General features: G+C 71.6%; 16 protein-coding genes, 1 pseudogene and 1 riboswitch. Of the genes and pseudogenes, 6 read left to right on the top strand and 11 right to left on the bottom strand.

All coding sequences use genetic code 11. The annotated features are described in order from the left end of the window. Positions 1–10: 10 nt before the first annotated feature. From ABFY07_RS35560 to ABFY07_RS35540, 5 genes are all read right to left on the bottom strand, one after another. A complete protein-coding gene (locus ABFY07_RS35560; RefSeq protein ID WP_346178463.1) occupies positions 11–496 on the bottom strand; it encodes an FtsB family cell division protein in 486 nt (161 codons plus the stop codon). Between the two features lie 105 nt (positions 497–601). Continuing rightward, positions 602–1,897: a phosphopyruvate hydratase gene (gene eno / locus ABFY07_RS35555; protein WP_346178462.1), complete on the bottom strand. Its 1,296-nt coding sequence runs from the start codon at positions 1,895–1,897 to the stop codon at positions 602–604. Positions 1,898–2,153: 256 nt separating this feature from the next. Further along, complete coding sequence (locus ABFY07_RS35550) at positions 2,154–2,843, bottom strand: transglycosylase family protein (protein ID WP_346178461.1); 690 nt, start codon at positions 2,841–2,843, stop codon at positions 2,154–2,156. A gap of 1 nt (position 2,844) precedes the next feature. Next, a riboswitch (cyclic di-AMP (ydaO/yuaA leader) is annotated at positions 2,845–3,013 on the bottom strand. Between the two features lie 261 nt (positions 3,014–3,274). Further along, positions 3,275–4,255 carry a transglycosylase family protein gene (locus ABFY07_RS35545; RefSeq protein WP_346178460.1) on the bottom strand — a complete coding sequence of 327 codons (981 nt, stop codon included), beginning with the start codon at positions 4,253–4,255 and terminating at the stop codon, positions 3,275–3,277. 191 nt (positions 4,256–4,446) lie between these two features. Next, positions 4,447–5,742: a cytochrome P450 family protein gene (locus tag ABFY07_RS35540; RefSeq protein WP_346178459.1), complete on the bottom strand. Its 1,296-nt coding sequence runs from the start codon at positions 5,740–5,742 to the stop codon at positions 4,447–4,449. Positions 5,743–6,348: 606 nt separating this feature from the next. Here ABFY07_RS35540 and ABFY07_RS35535 point away from each other — a divergent pair. From ABFY07_RS35535 to ABFY07_RS35510, 6 genes are all read left to right on the top strand, one after another. Beyond that, positions 6,349–7,470 carry a sensor histidine kinase gene (locus ABFY07_RS35535; RefSeq protein ID WP_346178458.1) on the top strand — a complete coding sequence of 374 codons (1,122 nt, stop codon included), beginning with the start codon at positions 6,349–6,351 and terminating at the stop codon, positions 7,468–7,470. Continuing rightward, positions 7,467–7,868 (top strand): roadblock/LC7 domain-containing protein, encoded by a 402-nt coding sequence (locus ABFY07_RS35530; RefSeq protein WP_065960441.1) that lies wholly within the window; start codon positions 7,467–7,469, stop codon positions 7,866–7,868. Before ABFY07_RS35535 ends, ABFY07_RS35530 begins: the two co-directional genes overlap by 4 nt. Then, positions 7,865–8,236 (top strand): DUF742 domain-containing protein, encoded by a 372-nt coding sequence (locus ABFY07_RS35525; protein WP_346178457.1) that lies wholly within the window; start codon positions 7,865–7,867, stop codon positions 8,234–8,236. The genes ABFY07_RS35530 and ABFY07_RS35525 overlap by 4 nt, the downstream gene beginning before the upstream one ends. Beyond that, complete coding sequence (locus tag ABFY07_RS35520; protein ID WP_346178456.1) at positions 8,211–8,801, top strand: GTP-binding protein; 591 nt, start codon at positions 8,211–8,213, stop codon at positions 8,799–8,801. Before ABFY07_RS35525 ends, ABFY07_RS35520 begins: the two co-directional genes overlap by 26 nt. A gap of 8 nt (positions 8,802–8,809) precedes the next feature. Further along, positions 8,810–10,159, top strand: a complete 1,350-nt coding sequence (locus ABFY07_RS35515) for a cytochrome P450 (RefSeq protein WP_346178455.1) — start codon at positions 8,810–8,812, stop codon at positions 10,157–10,159. A gap of 401 nt (positions 10,160–10,560) precedes the next feature. Continuing rightward, positions 10,561–13,128, top strand: a complete 2,568-nt coding sequence (locus ABFY07_RS35510; protein ID WP_346178454.1) for a tryptophanase — start codon at positions 10,561–10,563, stop codon at positions 13,126–13,128. 90 nt (positions 13,129–13,218) lie between these two features. On the opposite strand, the gene ABFY07_RS35505 is transcribed toward ABFY07_RS35510, so the two are convergent. The 6 genes and pseudogenes from ABFY07_RS35505 to ABFY07_RS35480 all read right to left on the bottom strand — a co-directional run. Then, positions 13,219–13,671 carry a DUF6479 family protein gene (locus ABFY07_RS35505; protein WP_346178453.1) on the bottom strand — a complete coding sequence of 151 codons (453 nt, stop codon included), beginning with the start codon at positions 13,669–13,671 and terminating at the stop codon, positions 13,219–13,221. Between the two features lie 28 nt (positions 13,672–13,699). Then, positions 13,700–14,782, bottom strand: a complete 1,083-nt coding sequence (locus ABFY07_RS35500) for a nucleoside triphosphate pyrophosphohydrolase (protein WP_346178452.1) — start codon at positions 14,780–14,782, stop codon at positions 13,700–13,702. A 14-nt stretch (positions 14,783–14,796) separates the two neighbouring features. After that, entirely contained in the window at positions 14,797–15,486 is a 690-nt protein-coding gene (locus ABFY07_RS35495) for a SurA N-terminal domain-containing protein (protein WP_346178451.1), read from the bottom strand. A 104-nt stretch (positions 15,487–15,590) separates the two neighbouring features. Beyond that, complete coding sequence (locus ABFY07_RS35490) at positions 15,591–17,141, bottom strand: serine/threonine-protein kinase (RefSeq protein WP_346178450.1); 1,551 nt, start codon at positions 17,139–17,141, stop codon at positions 15,591–15,593. Beyond that, positions 17,138–17,791 carry a hypothetical protein gene (locus ABFY07_RS35485; RefSeq protein ID WP_346178449.1) on the bottom strand — a complete coding sequence of 218 codons (654 nt, stop codon included), beginning with the start codon at positions 17,789–17,791 and terminating at the stop codon, positions 17,138–17,140. The genes ABFY07_RS35490 and ABFY07_RS35485 overlap by 4 nt, the downstream gene beginning before the upstream one ends. Positions 17,792–17,927: 136 nt before the next feature. Further along, a pseudogene (locus tag ABFY07_RS35480) lies at positions 17,928–18,955 on the bottom strand (SAM-dependent methyltransferase); the annotation flags it as partial.

The following is an 18,955-nucleotide window of genomic DNA, read 5'->3' as shown; positions in this document are numbered from 1 at the left end:
GTTGCTTCGGTCAGCGCTTCGCGCGGGCCCCGCCGTCCGCGGCGTCCGCGGCGTCGACGCTGTCCCACAGGTTGCTGTACCAGGGACGGCCGGCCGCGCCCTGGTCGGAGGAGCGCTCGGCCTCGCCGCCGCCGTCGACCACGCTGTAGCCGGTCTCCCCCGGCCGCGTGAAGTGCAGCCGCTCGCGGGCCTGCTGCTCGATGTAGGCGGGGTCCTGGAGCCGGGCCTTCTCCTCGCGCAGCTTCTTGACGTCCTCGCGCTCCTTCTGCGCCTGGCGCCGCTGGTCGGAGATGTCCGAGCGCTGCGAGATGTACTGCCGCATGGGGTAGGCGAGGGCCACCACCAGCGAGCAGACGACCAGCGCGAGCAGCGCGGCCCGGCCGGTGAGCCGGTTGCGGCGGCGCCGCACGCGGGCGCGGTAGACGCGGGCGGCGGCGTGCTCGCCCAGCGCCCTGAGCCTGGTCGCGGTGGAGAACCGATCCCGATCCGCCGGCACGTCGCCTCCCCGGTCGTGACTTCGCTGCGTACGCCGTCCCCGGCCACGGTACGGGACCGGGGCCGGGGACGTGCGTCAGGCGTGGCTGTCAGGCTCGGTGGCGGTTCAGCCCTTGGCGACCGCGCCCTTGAAGCGCGGGAAGGCGGAGCGGCCCGCGTACACCGCCGCGTCGTCGAGGATCTCCTCGATGCGCAGCAGCTGGTTGTACTTGGCCACGCGCTCGGAGCGGGCCGGGGCGCCGGTCTTGATCTGGCCGCAGTTGGTGGCGACGGCCAGGTCGGCGATGGTGACGTCCTCGGTCTCGCCGGAGCGGTGCGACATCATGCACTTGAAGCCGTTGCGCTGGGCGAGCTCGACCGCGTCCAGGGTCTCGGTCAGCGAGCCGATCTGGTTGACCTTGACCAGCAGCGCGTTGGCGGTGCCGCTCTCGATGCCGCGGGCCAGCCGCTCCGGGTTGGTGACGAACAGGTCGTCGCCGACCAGCTGGACCTTGTCACCGAGCTGGTCGGTGATCGTCTTCCAGCCGTCCCAGTCCTCCTCGTTCAGCGGGTCCTCGATGGACACCAGCGGGTACGCGTCGACCAGCTCGGCGTAGTACGCGGTCATCTCGGCGGCGCTGCGGGTCTGGCCCTCGAACGTGTACGAGCCGTCCTTGTAGAACTCGGAGGCGGCGACGTCGAGCGCCAGCGCGATGTCCTGGCCCGGCTGGTAGCCGGCCTTCTTGATCGCCTCGACGATCAGGTCCAGGGCGTCGCGGTTGGAGTTCAGGTTCGGGGCGAAGCCGCCCTCGTCGCCGAGGCCGGTGGACAGGCCCCGCTCCTTCAGCACGGACTTCAGGGTGTGGTAGACCTCGGCGCCCCAGCGCAGCGCCTCCGAGAAGGACTCGGCGCCGATCGGCGCGATCATGAACTCCTGGATGTCCACGTTGGAGTCGGCGTGCGAGCCGCCGTTGAGGATGTTCATCATCGGCACCGGCAGCAGATGGGCGTTGGGGCCGCCCAGGTACCGGAAGAGCGGCAGGTCGGAGGCCTCGGACGCGGCGTGCGCCACGGCGAGCGAGACACCGAGGATGGCGTTGGCGCCGAGCGAGGACTTGTCCGGGGTGGCGTCCAGGTCGAACATCGCCTGGTCGATCAGGCGCTGCTCGGTGGCGTCATAGCCGACCAGCTCCGGGCCGATCTGCTCGATGACGGCGAGGACGGCCTTCTCGACGCCCTTGCCCCCGTAACGGTTCTTGTCGCCGTCGCGGAGCTCGAGGGCCTCGAAGGCGCCGGTGGAGGCCCCGGAGGGCACGGCGGCACGGCCGGTGCTGCCGTCGTCGAGGCCGACCTCGACCTCGACCGTGGGGTTGCCTCGCGAGTCGAGGATCTCGCGAGCTACGACGACGTCGATGGACGGCACGAGGATCTCCTTCGTATGGGTCTGTGGTTCTGCAGCACGAGCCTAACGGGCCCGGGGGCCCCGCCCGACGTTCGCCCGTCCCCCGAGACGGGACATTGCATAAAAAGCCAGATAGCGGGGCGAATGTGAGTATTTTCAGGGAACTCGCTGGCCGAACGTGTGAAGCCCCGGCGGGGCGCGCCTGGTGGGGGGGGCGGCGCGCCCGGCCGGGGCCGTATCGGGGGGTGCCGGGCCGACGGATGCCCGGCGGGGAGGGTCAGCCGAGGTGCAGCCGCTGGCCCGGGTAGATGAGGTTGGCGTCCTCGACGACGTCCTTGTTCAGCTCGAAGAGCTTCTTCCAGCCGCCCTTGACGTGGTGCGCCTTGGCGATCTTGGAGAGGGTGTCGCCGGACTCCACCTTGTACTCGCCGTCGCCCTTCTTGATCTCGTGACGGGCCTGCCCGCGCCCGGCGTGGGCGTCCTCGCCGCGGGGCTGCGCCTTCGGCGCGGCCTGCTCGGCGGGCTTGGCGGGCTGGGCCGGCTTGGCGGGCTGGGCCGGCTTCGCGGGCTGCGTGGTGGTAGAGGTGGCCGGGGTGCCGCCGGTGGTCAGCCCCTTGCCGCAGACCGGCCAGGCGCCCTTGCCCTGCCCGGCCAGGACCTTCTCGGCTATCTGGATCTGCTGGGCCTTGGAGGCCAGGTCGGCGCGGGGCGCGAACGCCGTGCCGCCGTAGGCGGCCCAGGTGGAGTTGGTGAACTGGAGGCCGCCGTAGAAGCCGTTGCCGGTGTTGATCGACCAATTGCCGCCGGACTCGCACTGCGCGACCGCGTCCCACTGGGCGGTGGTCGCGGCGGAGGCGGAGGTGGCACCCAGGATCGGCGCGGCGACGGCCGCACCGGCGACGCCGGCGAGCGCGGCGATGCGGGTGACCTTGGAGGGACGGCGGTGCTTACCCTTGTCGTTACGCATGTTCGTTCCTCACCGACGCCTACGAGGTGAGCTGTCGGGTTCGGGCGTGAGTTGCCCGGCCGTGCGCGGTTCCCCGCACCCGGCTTCACCCCTAGCCGCACCGGCCCGTCCCCGGGCCACCGCGGCACCTACCTTGGGTCCCCCGCTCCTGCCTTCGGCGCAAACGCGTCTGTTTCCCCCCGACCGCCGGCAGGACTCGGCGTGACGATCGACGGTGCCCGCGGTGGCGAGCGAAAAGACGTTAAACACACCTTCCGGCGAGGTTCAAACCCCGACATCCCAGCGAAGACGGCCTCTTCCGCACCCAGTCGGCCCACATCCACGCAGGTGAGGCCGGGTGCGGAAAGATCGGACAGGCGGCGCACCCCGGGCGATGTGACGAGATGTATGTCTCACCGCCGCCAGATCGGGCAATTCACCCCGAACTGCCGCTATCTGACGCTGAGATCGAGGCGCTGACCAGGGTGAATGAGATCGGGGTCGGCCCCGATGACGGAGTCGTTGGCCTCATACAGCTCGGGCCACCCTCCGTCCACCTTCTGTTCGTCCGCGATGCCTGACAGGTTGTCACCGGTCCGGACCGTGTAGTCCGCGCGGCCGAGGGGCTGCAGCGGGGTCTTCGCGCGGTCCGCGTCGTCGCGTGAGGCATGGCGCCCGGAGGGCCGCGCCTGGTCCGCCGCGTCCCCGGACTGCCCCTCCCGGGCGTCGGGCGCGCCGCGGTGGCGACCGGTGGGGGCGGAGGAGGAGTCCTCGTCCGCGCCCGGCGCGTCGCGGTCCGGGGGCGGCGTCTGGTGCGACGTGCCGCCCGAACCGGCGGAGGAGTCGCCGGAGGTGCCGGCGGAGGAGCCGCCGGAGGTGCCGGCCGACGAGCCGCCGGACTCGTCGTCGGACTCGTCGTCGGACGGGGCAGAATCCGACGCTCCGGCTTTGTCGGACGTATCGGATTCTCCCGAGGTGTCCGGCGTACCGGCCTTATCGGATCGGCCGGAACTATCGGACGATTCGCCCGTAGTGGGGTCGTCGGTACCCGTCGACTCCTTCGGCTCGGGCGTCCCGGTGGAGCCGGGGGTCACCTCGAGCGCGTCGCCGAGGTCGGCGAGCCCGGCGCTCAGCGCGCAGCTCGGCCAGGCGTCGGGGCCGCGGTCGGCCAGGATCGCCTGGGCGACGGCTATCTGCTGGGAGCGGCTGGCGAGGTCGGGGCGCGGGGCGTACCGCTGACCGCCGTACTTCTTCCACATGTCCAAGGTGATCTGCAGACCGCCGTAGAAGCCGTTGCCTTCGTTGGCGCTCCACATCCCGCCGCTCTCGCACTCGGCCACGCGGTCCCACGTCTGGACCTCCGCGGCCTGGGCGCCGACGGCGCCGAAGAGCGGCATGGCGATGCCGGCGCCGGTCACCCCCGCCGCGACCACGATTGCCGGAGCCTGACGGGGGCGGCGGTGTCGACCGTTCCCGGAGCGCATGCGTTTGCCTCTCGTGTGGCGACTGAGTCGTCGGTCGAACATAGCGACGTCACACGATCATCACAAGCAGATGTATCCCAGGTCACGCGGCGGTCACACGCCTGAGGTCATGTCACTTCCGTCCCGATTTCCGGGCGTTGTCAGGACCCCGTCCCGCCGCCCGTCGCGGTGCTCGGATCCCAGGTCACGGGCAGCTCACGCAGCCCGCGCATGATCAGGCCGCCGCGCCGGCGCACCTCCTGCGGCTCCACCGCGAGCCGCAGATCCGGCAGGCGCCGCAGCAGGGTGCCGAGGGCGGTCCGGGCCTCGAGGCGGGCCAGCGGCGCGCCCAGACAGTAATGGATGCCGTGGCCGTAGCCGAGGTGCTGGTTGTCGGCGCGGGAGAGGTCGAGCACATCGGGCGCCTCGAAGCGCTCGGGGTCGCGGTCGGCCGCGGCCAGCACCACCAGCACCGGGTCGCCCACGGCGACGCGCTGCCCGCCGATCACCACGGGTTCGGTGGCGAACCGCCAGGTGGCGATCTCCACCGGACCGTCGTAGCGGAGCAGTTCCTCGACGCCGGTCGCCAGCAGCCCCTCGTCCCCTTCTTTGAGGGCCCGCCGCAGCCGGTCGCACTGGACCGGGTCGCGCAGCAGCGCGTAGACGCCGTTGCCGATCAGATTGACGGTGGTCTCGAAGCCGGCGAACAAGAGGATGAAGGCCATCGCGGCGGCCTCGTTCTCGGTGAGGTGCTCGCCGTGGTCGCTGGCGCGGATCAGCCCGGAGATCAGATCGACGGACTGCTCGCCGTCCCCCCGCCCCAGCGACTCGCGCTTGCGGTGGATGAGGTCGGCGAGATAGGCGCGGATCCGCTTCACCGCTCGGGCCACCCCGCCGCGCGGACCGCCGCCGTGACGGATCATCATCCCGGCCCAGTCGCGGAAGTCGTCCTGGTCCTCGCGCGGTACGCCGAGCAGGTCGCAGATGGCGTAGATGGGCAGCGGAAAGGCGAACTCGTGGATCAGGTCGGCCTGCCCCCGGGAGCCGAAGCCGTCGATGAGGCGGTCGGTCAACTCCTGGACGCGCGGCGCGAACGCGGCCACGCGGCGCGGGGTGAACGCCTTGGACACCAGCCGCCGCAGCCGGGTGTGGTCGGGCGGGTCGATGTTCAGCAGATGCGTCACCAGGTCCGCGCTGTGCTCGCCCGGGATGCCCACCTTGCCCTTGGCGTGCGCGGCCTCGCTGTGGTGGGCCGGATTCTTCGACAGCCGGGGGTCGGCGAGCGCGGCCCGGGCATCCGCGTACCGGGTCACCAGCCAGGCCTCGACACCGCTGGGCAACGTCGTGCGGTGGACGGGTTCGTGCTCCCGCAGCCAGGCGTACGCGGGATACGGATCGGCGGCGAACTCCCAGCTGAAAAGCGTGGGCGAGCAGGCGGGGCGGGGCTGGTCTGACACCCCCCGACGATACCGGCCGAAGCGGGACAGTCCGTCCGCCCGTATTCCTCCGGGATTCCCTGGAAAAAAGCGCATAAAAACCGGGCCGATTTCACATGTGTGTGCGAATACCGGGTCACGCGTGCTCAGCACCGAGTAATTGACCGATATCAGACCGCCACCGCGGGAGCGCACGGGGCCCGGCCGCGCACGCCCCCGCGATGCGCTGCCGCACTCGTCCGTGCCGCCGAACAGGCGGGAGAGAACATGTGGCTGAATCGGCGTCAGGCCCCCGAATGGGACACAGGCACATGCACGGGGGCCCCTGACCCTGGTGATACGATCACCGCGCTTGCCAGGCGAGCCATGGGCGCGTAGACACGCGGCGATCCGGCAAAAAGCCGAAAAGGGTCATCACTCTGAGGAGCATTATGCCGCCAGTCGGGCATCTGGAGCCGATCCGGCAGACCGACGCCCCCGCGCTGGCGCCGTGGAGACGAGTGCGATGCCCTCGGACCGAGCGGGCGCCGTCCGGGCGCTGACTCGCCGCCGCCCCGATGACAATCCGGAACGCACCGTACGAAACCCTTTCAGTCCCTGGCGGTCTAGTCGCTTAAAGAGAGTCTCATGACGCATTACATACAGGATCCAGCGCTCTGGGCTCTGATCGTTGGTACGCCTCTCGCCGCAACCGCCATATTTCGCGGGAGAAAGGCACGTACAAAACTCCTCAACGAGAAGACCGAGCTGCAGAACCGCTACTCCGAGCTCGAGAGCAGCTATTCGGCGGCGGTACAGGAAGCCCATGACCGCGCGGAAGAGGCCACCAAGAGCGCGCTGAAGTCCGCCATGCGGACGCTGCAGGGTCTCGCCAACGAGCAGCAGCTGGCGATCTCCAAGACGCAGGAGAAGTACGGGGAGCACCACATGCTCCAAGACCTCCTCGAGATCGACCACATGAACTCGCAGTTCGGTCGGCGTGCCCAGTCCATCGCCGTGCTCTGCGACGGCTGGCTGGGCCGCCAGCGCTCCGTCGCCTCGGTGTACGACGTGGTCCGCAGCGCCAAGGGGCGCATCCGTCACTACACCCGCGTCGAGATCCGCTCCCAGTCCAACTTCGCGGTGGTCAGCCGCGCGGTGGAGCCGGTCGCGCTGGCGCTGGCCGAGCTGCTGGACAACGCCACCAGCTACTCGGCGCCGGATTCGCCGATCGACATCACCATCCGCACCGTGCCCAAGGGCGTCTGCATCATCATCGATGACGCCGGTGTCGGTATGAACGAGGAAGAGAAGAACAGGGCCGACCAGCTCCTGTCTTCCAATCGCGCGTCGGGCGTCACGGGCCTCGGAAACCCCCCGCAGTTCGGTTTCGCGGTCATCGGTGTGCTCGCCGCCCGCTATGGCTTCACTGTCTCCGTGGATTCGGCCTCTCCCTACGGTGGTGTGCGCGCGGTGGTACTTCTGCCCGAGGACCTTCTGACCAACATGCCCGAGCCGGAGGAGCCGCCGGCGGTCGCCTCGCCCGCCGCCCGGGCCCACCGCGAGGAGGCTCCCACCGATGCCTCCACCCCCGGGGGACTGCCCAAACGCCGGCGCAAGGGCTCGATCTCCATCGTGCCCACCGCGGACTTCACGCCCGCCCCGGCCCGGTCGAGTGAGGAAACCGCCTCGATCATGGGCGCCTTCCAGCGCGGCACTCAGTCAGGCCGCTCCGCAAACCCGAGCAGGGAAGGGCACGATCTTTCGTGAACAACGATCTGTCATGGATGCTTGAGAGCGCCCTGGAGGTACCGGGCGCCCGTCACGCACTCCTGGTCTCCGCCGACGGTCTGCTGATGGCCCGCTCCAGCAAGGTCCAGAAGGACGAGGCGGACTCGATCGCCGCGGCGATGAGCGGCATCCAGTCGCTGAGCCGCACGATGTCCAGCTTCTGCGGCGACCCCCGGATGGCCTGGCGCCAGACGCTGGTGGAGTTCGACGGCGGCTGGGTCTTCCTCATCTCCGCCGGCGAGGGCGCCTACCTGGCCGTCTCGTCCGCCCCCGACGTCGACATGGCGGACATCACCTTCCGGATGCAGCAACTTGTCGGCCAGCTCGGCAAGGCCCTCAGCACTCCGCCTCGAGAGAACACAAGTATTCAGGCATGATTACACCGGGTGAGCAAGAGCCAGAGGCCGCGCCCTTAGTGCGACCGTACGTCATCACCAATGGTCGCGGGTTGCCGGACAATGACCAGTTCAATCTCATCACTCTGGTCACCGCCTCCGAAAAGCGGCCGCCAAGCCATTTCGACCCGGAGAAACGCCGCCTTCTGGACCTGTGTGGCGGGGGGTACCTCTCGGTCGCCGAAATCGCGGGACACCTGGGACTTCCGATCGGCATCGTGAAGGTGCTGCTGTCGGACCTCTCCGCGGACGGCTATCTCGTCACGCGCGCCCCGGCGCCCCCCGCCCAACTCGTGGACGTATCGGTCCTTCAGGAGGTGCTGGATGGTCTCCAGGCCCGCTTCGGATGAGGACGTCTATCTGCGCAACGATGTGCAGATAGCCGCCAAGATCCTGGTGGTGGGGCATTTCGCCGTGGGCAAGACGACCTTCATCGGCACCATGTCCGAGATACCCCCGCTCCGCACCGAGGAAACGATGACGCAGGCGGCGGCCCACGTCGACGACCTGCGCGGGGTCCAGGGCAAGACCACGACCACCGTGGCCATGGACTTCGGCCGGCTCACCCTCAGCGACCGGCTCGTCCTGTATCTGTTCGGCACCCCCGGGCAGCAGCGCTTCGTGCAGGTCTGGGAGGACATGACCCGCGGCGCCCTCGGGGCGCTGGTGCTGGTCGACCCCGAGCGCCTCAAGGAGTCCTTCGACGTCATCGACCTGGTCGAGCAGTACGGACTCCCCTACGCGATTTCCGTCAACCACTTCGACGGCACGCCGATCCGCTCGGAGGACGAGCTGCGTGAGGCTCTCGACCTGCTGCCGGAGACCCCGGTCGTCACCTGTGACGCACGCGACACGAAGTCATCGGCCAACGCACTGATCACTCTCGTGCGCTATCTACAGGAACGTGCCCGCTAGGAGCAAGAATGAACAACCAGTCGGCCTTCCCGGAGCCACCTCCCGGCTGCCCCGCCCACAACAGCGGCAGGCGTGTGCCGATGTACGGCCCGGAGTTCGCGGCCGATCCCCAGGCGTACTACACCTATATGCGCCACTTCGGGCCGACCGCGCCCGTGGAGCTGGCCCCCGGTGTGGACGCCACCCTCGTCACGGACTACTCCGCGGCGCTCCAACTGCTGCAGAACCCGGACACCTTCCGGAAGGACTCGCGCCGCTGGCGTGACCTGAACGAGGGCAGGATCAGCCCCGACAGCCCGGTGCTGCCCCTGCTGGCCCCCCGGCCGAACGCCATGTTCACCGACGGGGCGGAGCACATGCGGTTGCGCCACGCGGTGACCGACACCCTCGCCCGGATCGATTCGCACCAGCTGAGCCGCAACGTCGAGCGCGTCTCCAGCTACCTCATCGACCAGTTCAGCTCGCGCGGCTCGGTCGATCTGCTCAACGACTACGCCAAGCTGCTGCCGCTCTTCGTGTTCAATGAGCTGTTCGGCTGCCCGGCGGAAATCGGCGACCGCGTCATCTTCGGAATTTCCGGAATGTTCGACGGTATCAATGCCGAAAAGGCCAACGAGGTGCTCGGCCAGAGCGTCGCCGAACTGGTCGCGCTCAAGCGCGCCAAGCCCGGGGAGGACGTCACCTCCTGGCTGATGCAGCATCAGGCTCAGCTGACCGACGAGGAGATGGCGCATCAGCTCGTGCTGCTGCTCGGCTCCGGGGCCGAGCCGACGCGGAACCTCATCGGCAACGCGTTCCATATCCTGCTGTCGGACGACCGGTATTCCGGAGGCGGCCTGCTGCTCGAGGACGCCATCGACGCCGCGCTGTGGAACAGCCCGCCGATGTCGAACTACGCCCCGCATTTCCCGGTGGCAGACATGGAATTCGCCGGGGCGCAGCTGAGGGCCGGCGACCTCATGCTGGTCAGCTTCGCGGCGGCGAACACGGATCCGGCGCTCGCCGCGTCCCGCCAGATGCGCAGCAAGCGGGCGCACCTGGCCTGGAGCGCGGGTCCGCACGCGTGCCCGGCCAAGGACCCCGCGCAGCTCATCACCATGACGGCCATCGAGAACCTGCTCAAGCAGCTGCCGGACATCGAGCTGGCGGTGCCCGAGGAGAGCCTCACCTGGCGGCCGGGCCCGTTCAACCGCGCGCTCGCCGCCCTGCCCGCCCGTTTCACTCCGATACGAGCGGAAAAGCAGCCGAATTTGCCGCCGCAGCAGGACAACGTCACGGTCGACGCTCGCGGCCGGGCCTCCGGCAAGTCGGAAAAGGGAGGTTTGTGGAGCTCCTTCCTCTCCTGGTGGAGGGTGTGATCCACGCCACAACCTCGCGCGGTTTCATACCGCATGGACGTCCAAGTGATCGGGTAGGAGAAAGCGCGAAATTCGTGTTGGCGTAAAACTGAAGGAGGTGTCGTGGAGCCTGCTGCCGTCGACACTAAAGCCGACCGGCGCATAGCGCTTTCACTTCCAGTCCGGCCACGCACCCCCTGCGGCTATTCGAACAGCTACCCCTGTTGTTTCGAACTACACGCAACGGCAGACGAGATACCCGCCCCACCGGGCGGGTATCTTCTCGTTCGCCCTCAGGCGCGCTCGGCTCACAAAAATTTCACACGACATCGACTGGTCCACCATCACCCTGACGGCCCCCGGGAGGTCCGGTGAAGCGCTTCCGTCTCGGGTGGGGAAAACGTGCGGGGGCGGAGGAAACGTTGTCAGGCGCTGCACAGTTGGGTGACCTCGTCAGCGGACAGCTGACCCGGCTGTCGGAGGTGGCGGGGCTGAGCCGGGCGGACGCTTCCGCCTACGCGCGGACGCTGACGGACGGTCTGGGCGAGGTCGCCAGGCGGCCGTTGACCCTCCCTCCCCCGTACCCCACCTTTCTCTCCGACGACCACACACCGGTCGAGTTCTCCCTGGCCTTCACGCCGGGCTCGGCCCCCGCGCTCAGGGTGCTGCTGGAGCCCGGGGCGGGCGCCCCGGACCTCGCGGAGAACGGACGCGCGGGCCTGCGCGCGATCCACGAGATGGCGAAGCGGTGGGGGTTCTCCACCGACCGGCTCGACATGCTCGAGGACCTGTTCTTCCCCGCCTCCCCCCAGGGCCCGCTGGCCCTGTGGTGCGCCCTGGAGCTGCGCCCCGGCGGGATCCCCGCGGTCAAGGTGTATCTCAACCCCGCGGCCCGCGGCCAGGACCGGGCCGCCGAGACGCTGCGCGAGGCGCTCGACAGGCTCGGCCACCGGCAGGCGTTCGACGCGCTGCCCCCCGCCGACGGCTACCCGTTCATCGCCCTGGACCTCGGGGACTGGGAGGCGCCGCGGGTCAAGGTCTACCTCAGGCACGACGGCCTGTCCGCCACCGAGGTCGGCTCCCTCTCCCGTATGAAGCCCGCCCCGCGCCGGGAGTTGCTGGAGGACTTCTTCCGCACCGCCGGGGGCGCCGAGCGGCTGGCCGGACGCCCCGTCCTCACCTGCCACTCCATCACCGAGACGGCCACCGGCCTGCCCAGCGGTTTCACCCTCCACATGCCCGTCCGCGGCTATGTCCGCCATGACGAACAGGCACGAGAGCGGGCGGTGACCCTGCTGCGCCGCCTCGGCATGGACAGCGCGGCCCTCGACCGGGCCCTGGCCGCCACGACCTCGCGACCGCTGCGGGACGGTGTGGGTCTCATCGCGTACCTGGCGCTGGTCCACGAGCGGGGCCGGCCGCCCCGGGTGACCGTCTACGTCTCCTCCGAGGCGTACGAGGTGAAGCCACCCCTCCCCCCGCGATCGCCCCACCGGGCACAGGAACTCCGCGACACACGGCGGCAGCCCCGTCCCGCGCTCCCGTCCCCCCACCGGGCGCGGGCAGGCATGCCGAGCACCAACGAAATTCGCAAGGAAGCACAGACAGGAGCAGCGGTCAGCGTGGAGCCGTACAGGATCAAGGTCGTCGAGCCCATCCCCCTGACGACCAGGGAACAGCGCGAGGCGGCCGTCAGGCGCGTCCACTACAACCTCTTCGACCTGCGCGCCGAGGAGGTGACCATCGACCTGCTGACCGACTCGGGCACCGGCGCGCTGTCCGCGGCCCAGCTCGCCGCCGGCATGGCCGGCGACGAGTCGTACTCGGGCTCCCGCTCGTTCTACCGGTTCCACGAGACGATCACGGAGCTGACCGGCTACCAGCACGTCCTGCCGGTCCACCAGGGCCGCGCCGCGGAGCGGGTGCTCTTCTCCACCCTGCTGGAGCCCGGCCGCATCGTGCTGTCCAACACCCACTTCGACACCACCCGCGCCAACGTGGAGCTCTCCGGCGCCGAGGCGCGGGACCTGCCCTGCCCCGAGGCCCGGAACCTGGACAGCACGGAGCCGTTCAAGGGCAACATCGACCTGGAGGAGCTGAGCCGGACGCTGTCCGGGCCGGACGGCTCGCGGGTCGCCGTGGTGGTCATGACCATCACCAACAACGGCGGCGGCGGCCAGCCCGTCTCCATGGACAACCTGAAGCGGACCGCCGCCCTGTGCAAGCAGCACGGCGTGCCCCTGTTCCTGGACGCCGCCCGGTTCGCCGAGAACGCCTGGCTGGTGACCCGCCACGAGGCCGCGTACCGGAACCACACCCCGCGCCAGGTCGCTGAAGAAGCGTTTCGCCTGGCGGATGGCTGCATGATGAGCGCCAAGAAGGACGGCATCGTCCACATCGGCGGCTTCATCGGCCTCAACGACCCGGAACTGGCTCAGAGGTGCGAGCTGCTCCTCATCGCCACCGAGGGGTTCGCGACCTACGGCGGCCTGGCCGGACGCGACCTCGACATGATCGCCCAGGGGCTGACCGAGGTGACCGACCCCGGCTACCTCGCCGAGCGGGCCGACATCGCCTCCCACCTGGCCGAGCGGGTCCGCGCCGCGGGCGTCGACATCCTCGAGCCGCCCGGCCTGCACGCCCTCTACCTCAACGCCGGGCGCCTGTTCCCGCACATCCCGGCCCACCACTACCCCGGCCACGCCCTGGCCTGCCAGCTCTACCTGGAGGGCGGCATACGCTCGGCCGAACTCGGCTCGCTCTACATGGGCGAGGAGGACGAGCACGGGAACCCGGTGAAGGCCGCCCCGTACGAGCTGGTCAGGCTGGCGCTGCCGCGCCGGGTCTACACGCGCAGCCACTACGACCACGTCGGCGAGACCCTGGAGAAGATCGTCAAGAGGGCGGAGTCGGTGCGCGGCTACCGGATCGTGGAGCAGTCACCGATCCTGCGCCACTTCCGCGCCAAGCTCCAGCCGGTGGCCGTCTAGCCAGGATTCGTCCACCGCGTGCGGGGACCCGGCACCCGAGCCCCTCGGTGCCGGGTCTTCGCACATCCGCGTGGGGCTCACCCGTTCGGCTCACCCGTTGCCGAACGAGCCGCTGCCGCCCTCGTTCCAGGTCGGCCGCTCCCGGTCGGCGTCCTGGCCCCGGCGCCCCTCGTCCGGCCCGGAGCCCCGGTTGCCGTGGCCGCCGAGCTGGTGCGGCAGCCGGCGGGCGCCGTCCCGGGGCACCTCCTCGGGCTCGCGGTTCTCCTTGACGTAGCCGACCCGCGCGGACTCCTGGTGCCCCGGCCCATGACCGTCCGCCCGCGCCCGGTCCTCGGGCTCGTCGACCGCCTGCCAGGCGCCCGCCCGCGGCTGCGGGGCGCGCGGTCGCGCGGAGTCCCGGGCCAGCAGGCGCATTCCCCACCACACGGCCACGATCAACAAGACGACGATCACCAGTCCCACCACGAACGGGCCCGTCCCGACCAGCAGATCCCGGGTGACCGCGAGATCCATGGTGTCGTATGCGGCGTTGTGTGCGTCCATGCCGCCCGGGTACCCGGACCGGCCGCCGTCACTCCCCGGCGCTGCCGCCCGCACCGCCCGGCCGCGCGCCCTCGGCCGCCCGGATCGCGTCCCGGTAGGTGCGGGCCGCGGCGCGCAGCGCCGTCTCCGGCTCGATCCCCTGCCCGGCCGCCCGCACCGCCAGGGCCAGCAGCTCGTAGCCGACGCCCTCGCCCTCGGGGACCGGCACCGTAAGGCCCGCGGTGCGGGCGCGGGAGGCCAGCTTGGCGGCCAGCGCGAGCGCCGGCTGACCGAGCGGCACCCCGTCGGTGACCGAGTCGCGCCGCTTCTCGACCGCCTTGGTCCGCAGCCAGTGCGCCCTGACGTCCTCGGCGGTCTCGGCCGCCTCCTCGCCGAAGATGTGCGGATGGCGGCGGACCAGCTTGTCCACGATCCCGCCCGCCACGTCGTCGACCGAGAACGGCTCGTCCGGGTCCTCCTGGGCGATCCGGGCGTGGAAGACGACCTGGAGCAGCACGTCGCCCAGTTCCTCGCGCAGCGCCTCGCGGTCCCCCTGCTCGATGGCCTCGACCAGCTCGTACGCCTCCTCGATGCCGTACTTCACCAGCTCCTCGCTGGTCCGGGTGGAGCTCCACGGGCACTCGACCCGGATCCGGTCCATCACCTGGACCAGGTCGAGCAGCCGGGCGCCCGGCAGGTCGTACGCGCCGGGCAGCAGCTCAAGGTCCGGCATCCGCTCCCGCCCGGACCCGGCGAGCCGGGCCAGTCCGTCGGTCAGCGCGGAGTCCCCGTCCGCGGAGGTGATCACCACAGCGGTGCGGCCCGGCGCGGTGGCGCAGTAGTCGACCAGCTCGCGCGCGTCGGGCACCGCCTCCTCCACCTCGACGCCCGCCTCCCGCAGATACGGCAGCTGCGGATGGGCCGGGTCCGCGCACAGCACCCGGTCCGCGCCGCGCAGCGCCTGCCACGCGGGCCACGACAGCAGCCCGGGCGCCACCCGGTGGCTGGTGGTGAGCAGCACGATACGGCCGGTGAGGGCGGGGCCCGGGGCCTCGCCGCCGGTGCCGGTGGGGGTGCCGGTGCCGGTGGGGGTGGGGTTGCCGGTGGGGGCGTCGGTGCGGGAGGCGGTCACCCTTGCAACGTAACCTACGCCCGCTCGCTCGCGTCCCCGGAGGTCCGCAGCCAGGCCTCCTTGGTGAGCACCGCCGTGCCCCGCTTGTCGTCCCACTTCCCGTAGCGCGGGTTGACGTCGATGGCCAGCTCCTTCGAGGTCCGGGCGAAGACCTCGTTGACCTTGGCGACGCCGAGCTTGGCCACCAGGCGGTTGCGCAGCAGCTCCATCCGCAGCGCGTCGTCGATGCGGCTGGGGGCGATGCCCTGCTCCAGGTAGAAGTCGCGCAGCGCGGCGGCGCCGTCCGACTGCGCCTCCCCGGCCGGCACGCACGTGGTGGTCTGCCCCGTCTGGAGGGCGCGCAGCACGTCGCCGCCGCCCCGCGCCTCGACGGCCTGGCGGCACTGCCGCACATCGCGGCGGGTCACCCGCACCCCGTTGTCCTGGGCGGCGCGCTCGATCACCCGGAACTGGATCATGCGGATCAGGGTGTTCTGGCTCAGCCCGCCGCTGTTGGCCACCAGCTGCTCGGCCTTGGGGGACTCGCGCTGTGCGTCCCGGACGTCGTTGACCTGCGCCTGGAGCTGCGAGACGGTGATCCGGTCGCCGTCCACGACGGCCGCGGCGCCCGGGTGCGCGTCATTGCCGCAGGCCGTGAGCAGCGGCGCGGCGAGCAGCAGGGCGGAGGCGGCGGGGACGGCGAGGGTGGCGCGGGTCTTTCGCATGGAGCCTCCCGGCATAGATCGACCTGGCGTTGATCGATGGTATGGAGTCGGCGCGGCCGAAGCCACTGATTCGACAACGATTCGCCGGGGGTTAGGCCACCTCGTCAGCCGTGGACCTGCCCGAGCCAGTGCAAAGTACGGCGGATCTCCTCCGGGAAGGGGTGGTGCGGCCCGTGCAGCCGCTCGGCGTCGTACAGGAGGCGGGCGAGCATGTCATGGGCGGCCGGGCGGTCACCGAGGGAGAGCAGCAAGTGCCCGATCCGGCGGCGGATGTCCAGCGGGGTGGCGGGGTCGGTGGCCGCGTACTGCTCGAAGTACGGGAGCAGGGTGCGGTATTCGACCAGGGCCTGGCCGGCCTCGCCGAGCTGTTCGAGGCACTGGGCCGCCTCGTAGCGGAACTGGAGGGATTTGCGCGGGGCTTCGGGGCCGGACTCGGCGGCGTACTCGTCGGCGAGCCGGCGCAGTTCGGGCAGGGCGCGGCGGTACTGGCCGTCGTCCATGAGGGTCACCGCGTACTGCTTGCGCAGCGACCGTACGACCGGGGACAGCTCGCCGTGTTCGGCGGCCGCCGCCGGGAGGATCGCGCCGAGGTTGTCCACGGCCTGGGTGATCCACCCCTGGTCGAGCAGGCGCTTGACCTCGTCCACGGCCGCGGCGACATCGGAGCGGGCGGGGGCCGCGGGGGGCGCCTGCGGCACGGCGGCGGGCGGCGGGGCCGGGCGGTCGGGCCAGGGGGCGTGCGGGCGCAGGAAGGGGCGCGTGGGGTCCATGGGACCGGTGGCGGCGGCCCCGGGCGCCGCGGCGGCGTAGGGCAGCAGGGGGACCAGCGCCTGGTAGACCTCCTGGGCGTCGGCCGGCCGGTGCTGGGGGTCCTTGGCGAGCAGCCGCAGCACCAGGGCCTCCAGCGCCTCGGGCACCTCGGGCCGCGCCTGGCGGACCGGGACCGGCGGCTCGTAGAGGTGGCGGTGCAGCACGCCCAGGGCGGTGGAGCCGGCGAACGGCACATTGCCGATGAGCAGTTCGTGCAGCAGCACACCGAGCGCGTACAGGTCGGTGTACGGGCCGACGGTGCCGCCCATGGCCTGCTCGGGGGCCATGTAGGCGGGGCTGCCGATGGGCGATCCGGTGTGGGTGAGGCGGGTGGTGTCGGTGTCGAGGACGGCGGCGACGCCGAGGTCGAGGACGAGCACCGAGCCGTCGGGACGGACCATCACGTTCCGCGGCTTGAGGTCGCGGTGCACGATCGGCACCGCGTGGACGGCGGAGAGCACCGCGCACAGCTGGGCCGCGACGCACACCGCCCACTGCCAGGGGTAGGGGTCGTGCTCGGCGAGGTGGTCGGCGAGGTCGGCGCCCTCGACGTACTGCATGATCAGGTAGAGGTCGTCCCCGTCGCTTCCGGCGTCGTGCACGGTGACCAGGCCGGGGTGGTCGACCTGCGCGGTGACCCGGCACTCCCGTACGAAGCGGCGGCGCAGTTCGTCCACGCCGTCGCCGCCACCGCCGGTGGGTATCGCCATCCGGTCGGGGCGCAGCAGCTTGACGGCGACGCGGCGGTCGAGCCGCCGGTCGTAGGCGGTCCACACCTGGCCCATGCCGCCCTGGCCGAGGAGGGTGGCCAGCTCGTAGCGGTCGGCGACGACGCGTCCGTTCACCGGCCCTCCTCCCTGCGGAGGTAGTCGCTGAGCTCGTCCAGCTCGGCGCGCACCCGCCGGATGCGCTGGTGCTGGGGCTGCGGCTGGGGCTGGGGCTGCTGGTGCTGCGCCTGCGCCTGCGGATAGGGCTGGGGCTGGGGCTGCGTGGGGGGCTGGAGGGGCTGCTGCGGGTGCGGGTGCTGGGGCTGGAGGGGCTGCGGGTGTTGGAGGGGCGGCGCGGGCTGGTGCGGCGTGGCCGGGTAGCCGTAGGCCGCGGGCGGGTACCCCGGCGGGACGTACGGCGCCACGGCCGGCGCCCCGGTCGGCACCGCGGGCCGGGCCGGGCGGTGGTGCCTGATGTCCACGATCAGGTAGTGCGTCGTCACGCCGCAGGCCAGCAGGAACACGCCGGCCAGGGTGGTGTACGCCAGCGCGTCGGGCTCGTCGGGGCCGGTCCCGAACTCGACGAAGGCGAGCACGACCAGCACACAGCTGGTCCAGAACAGCAGCCAGTCGAGCGCGCGGCGGCGCAGGATGGCCACCCGCAGCATCGTCACCCACGACAGGAAGCCGAGACTCAGCAGGGTCACGGCCACGAAGACCACCCGCAGGACGACCACCGTGGCGGTGGTGGCGGGGCGGGGCGGCGGCGCGGGTGCGTGGCCGTGCATGGCTTGCTCCTGGAGGACGACCGGGTGCCGAGGGGTGCTGACGCGGGTGCGGAGGCCCGCTCGAGCGTATACATCGACGTGGCGAGCGGAGCCCGGGTTGTATGGATCCGTCGTCTCATTGATCACACAATCGTGATCAATGGGGCTGGACGGTGCCGTCGGCGAGCCCGTCGTACAGCCCCCGCACCAACTGCTCCCCCAGCCGCCCCGCGAGCCTCAGCGCCTCCTCGAAGGAGGCGAGGGTGCGGTAGTGCTCGCCGTAGCGCCGCTGGTCGGTGAGCGGCAGCCGGGGCAGCCGCAGCCGGCGCACGTCGAGCCGGGTGGCGGTGGAGGCGTAGCTGCTGGCCTGCCGCTGGTTGGCGCTGCCGCGCAGATATCCGGCGAGGAACCATGGGTCGAGCGCCTCCGGGTCGGGCCGCAGCAGGCACAGGTTGCGGGCGAGCGCGGCGCCGGCCGCCGCCTCGTCCACCACCCGGGCGACCGTGCCGCCGCCGATCAGCGGCACCACGACGTCGCCCGGCTCGGTCAGCACCGGCTCCTCGGCGGCCGCCCCGGCCCGCTCGCCGGTGGCGGGGGCCGGGAGGGTGCCGGTGGGACCGGTCCCGGCGAGCACATCGGTCTCGGTGAGCACCGGGGGCGCCCCCGGCCCCGCCCCCGCCGTGGTGCCGGCCGTCGCGGCGGCGCCGCCGGTGCGCAGCACCAGGGCGCCCGCGCGGGCCAGTTCGCCGACGGTGGTCATGGGCCAGCGGGCGCCCTGCGCCCCGCCCGCCGCGCTCTCGGCGGCCGGGGCGCCGGGGGCCGCCGGGGCCTGGGGCACGGCGGGGGCGACGGGGGTCAGTTCGACGGTGCGGGCCAGGGTGGCGGTGAGCCGGTCGCGGACGGCGGCCAGTTCGTCGGCGCCGCCGCCCGCGGCGGGCGGGGGCAGATGGCGGGCCGGGGCCAGGTCGACGTCGTCGTCGAGGAGTTCGATCACGGGCAGCACCCGGGACACCCCCGGCCGCTCGGGTGAGCCACCGCGGTCGAAGGCGCGCCAGGCGTCCAGGACGGTGTCGCGCACGGTCTGCCAGGGCAGCTTGTCCCGGCCCGGGGAGGCGGCGGCCGCCGCGTAGCCGGGGACCGGCGCCCCGGGGCCGTCGGCCGGGGCGGCCGCCGAGGCCGCGGCGC

The sequence above is a fragment of the Streptomyces sparsogenes subsp. cuspidosporus genome (assembly GCF_039532705.1).
Taxonomy (GTDB): domain Bacteria; phylum Actinomycetota; class Actinomycetes; order Streptomycetales; family Streptomycetaceae; genus Streptomyces; species Streptomyces sparsogenes.
Note: the sequence above shows the minus strand (reverse complement) of the source record. Positions and strands in the feature narration are given on the sequence as shown.

Coding starts and splice junctions, on each gene's coding strand:
- ABFY07_RS35550 (WP_346178461.1), bottom strand. CDS start 2,843: ATGCGTAACGACAAGGGTAAGCACCGCCGTCCCTCCAAGGTCACCCGC.
- ABFY07_RS35535 (WP_346178458.1), top strand. CDS start 6,349: ATGACGCATTACATACAGGATCCAGCGCTCTGGGCTCTGATCGTTGGT.
- ABFY07_RS35525 (WP_346178457.1), top strand. CDS start 7,865: ATGATTACACCGGGTGAGCAAGAGCCAGAGGCCGCGCCCTTAGTGCGA.
- ABFY07_RS35520 (WP_346178456.1), top strand. CDS start 8,211: ATGGTCTCCAGGCCCGCTTCGGATGAGGACGTCTATCTGCGCAACGAT.
- ABFY07_RS35515 (WP_346178455.1), top strand. CDS start 8,810: ATGAACAACCAGTCGGCCTTCCCGGAGCCACCTCCCGGCTGCCCCGCC.
- ABFY07_RS35505 (WP_346178453.1), bottom strand. CDS start 13,671: ATGGACGCACACAACGCCGCATACGACACCATGGATCTCGCGGTCACC.
- ABFY07_RS35495 (WP_346178451.1), bottom strand. CDS start 15,486: ATGCGAAAGACCCGCGCCACCCTCGCCGTCCCCGCCGCCTCCGCCCTG.
- ABFY07_RS35485 (WP_346178449.1), bottom strand. CDS start 17,791: ATGCACGGCCACGCACCCGCGCCGCCGCCCCGCCCCGCCACCACCGCC.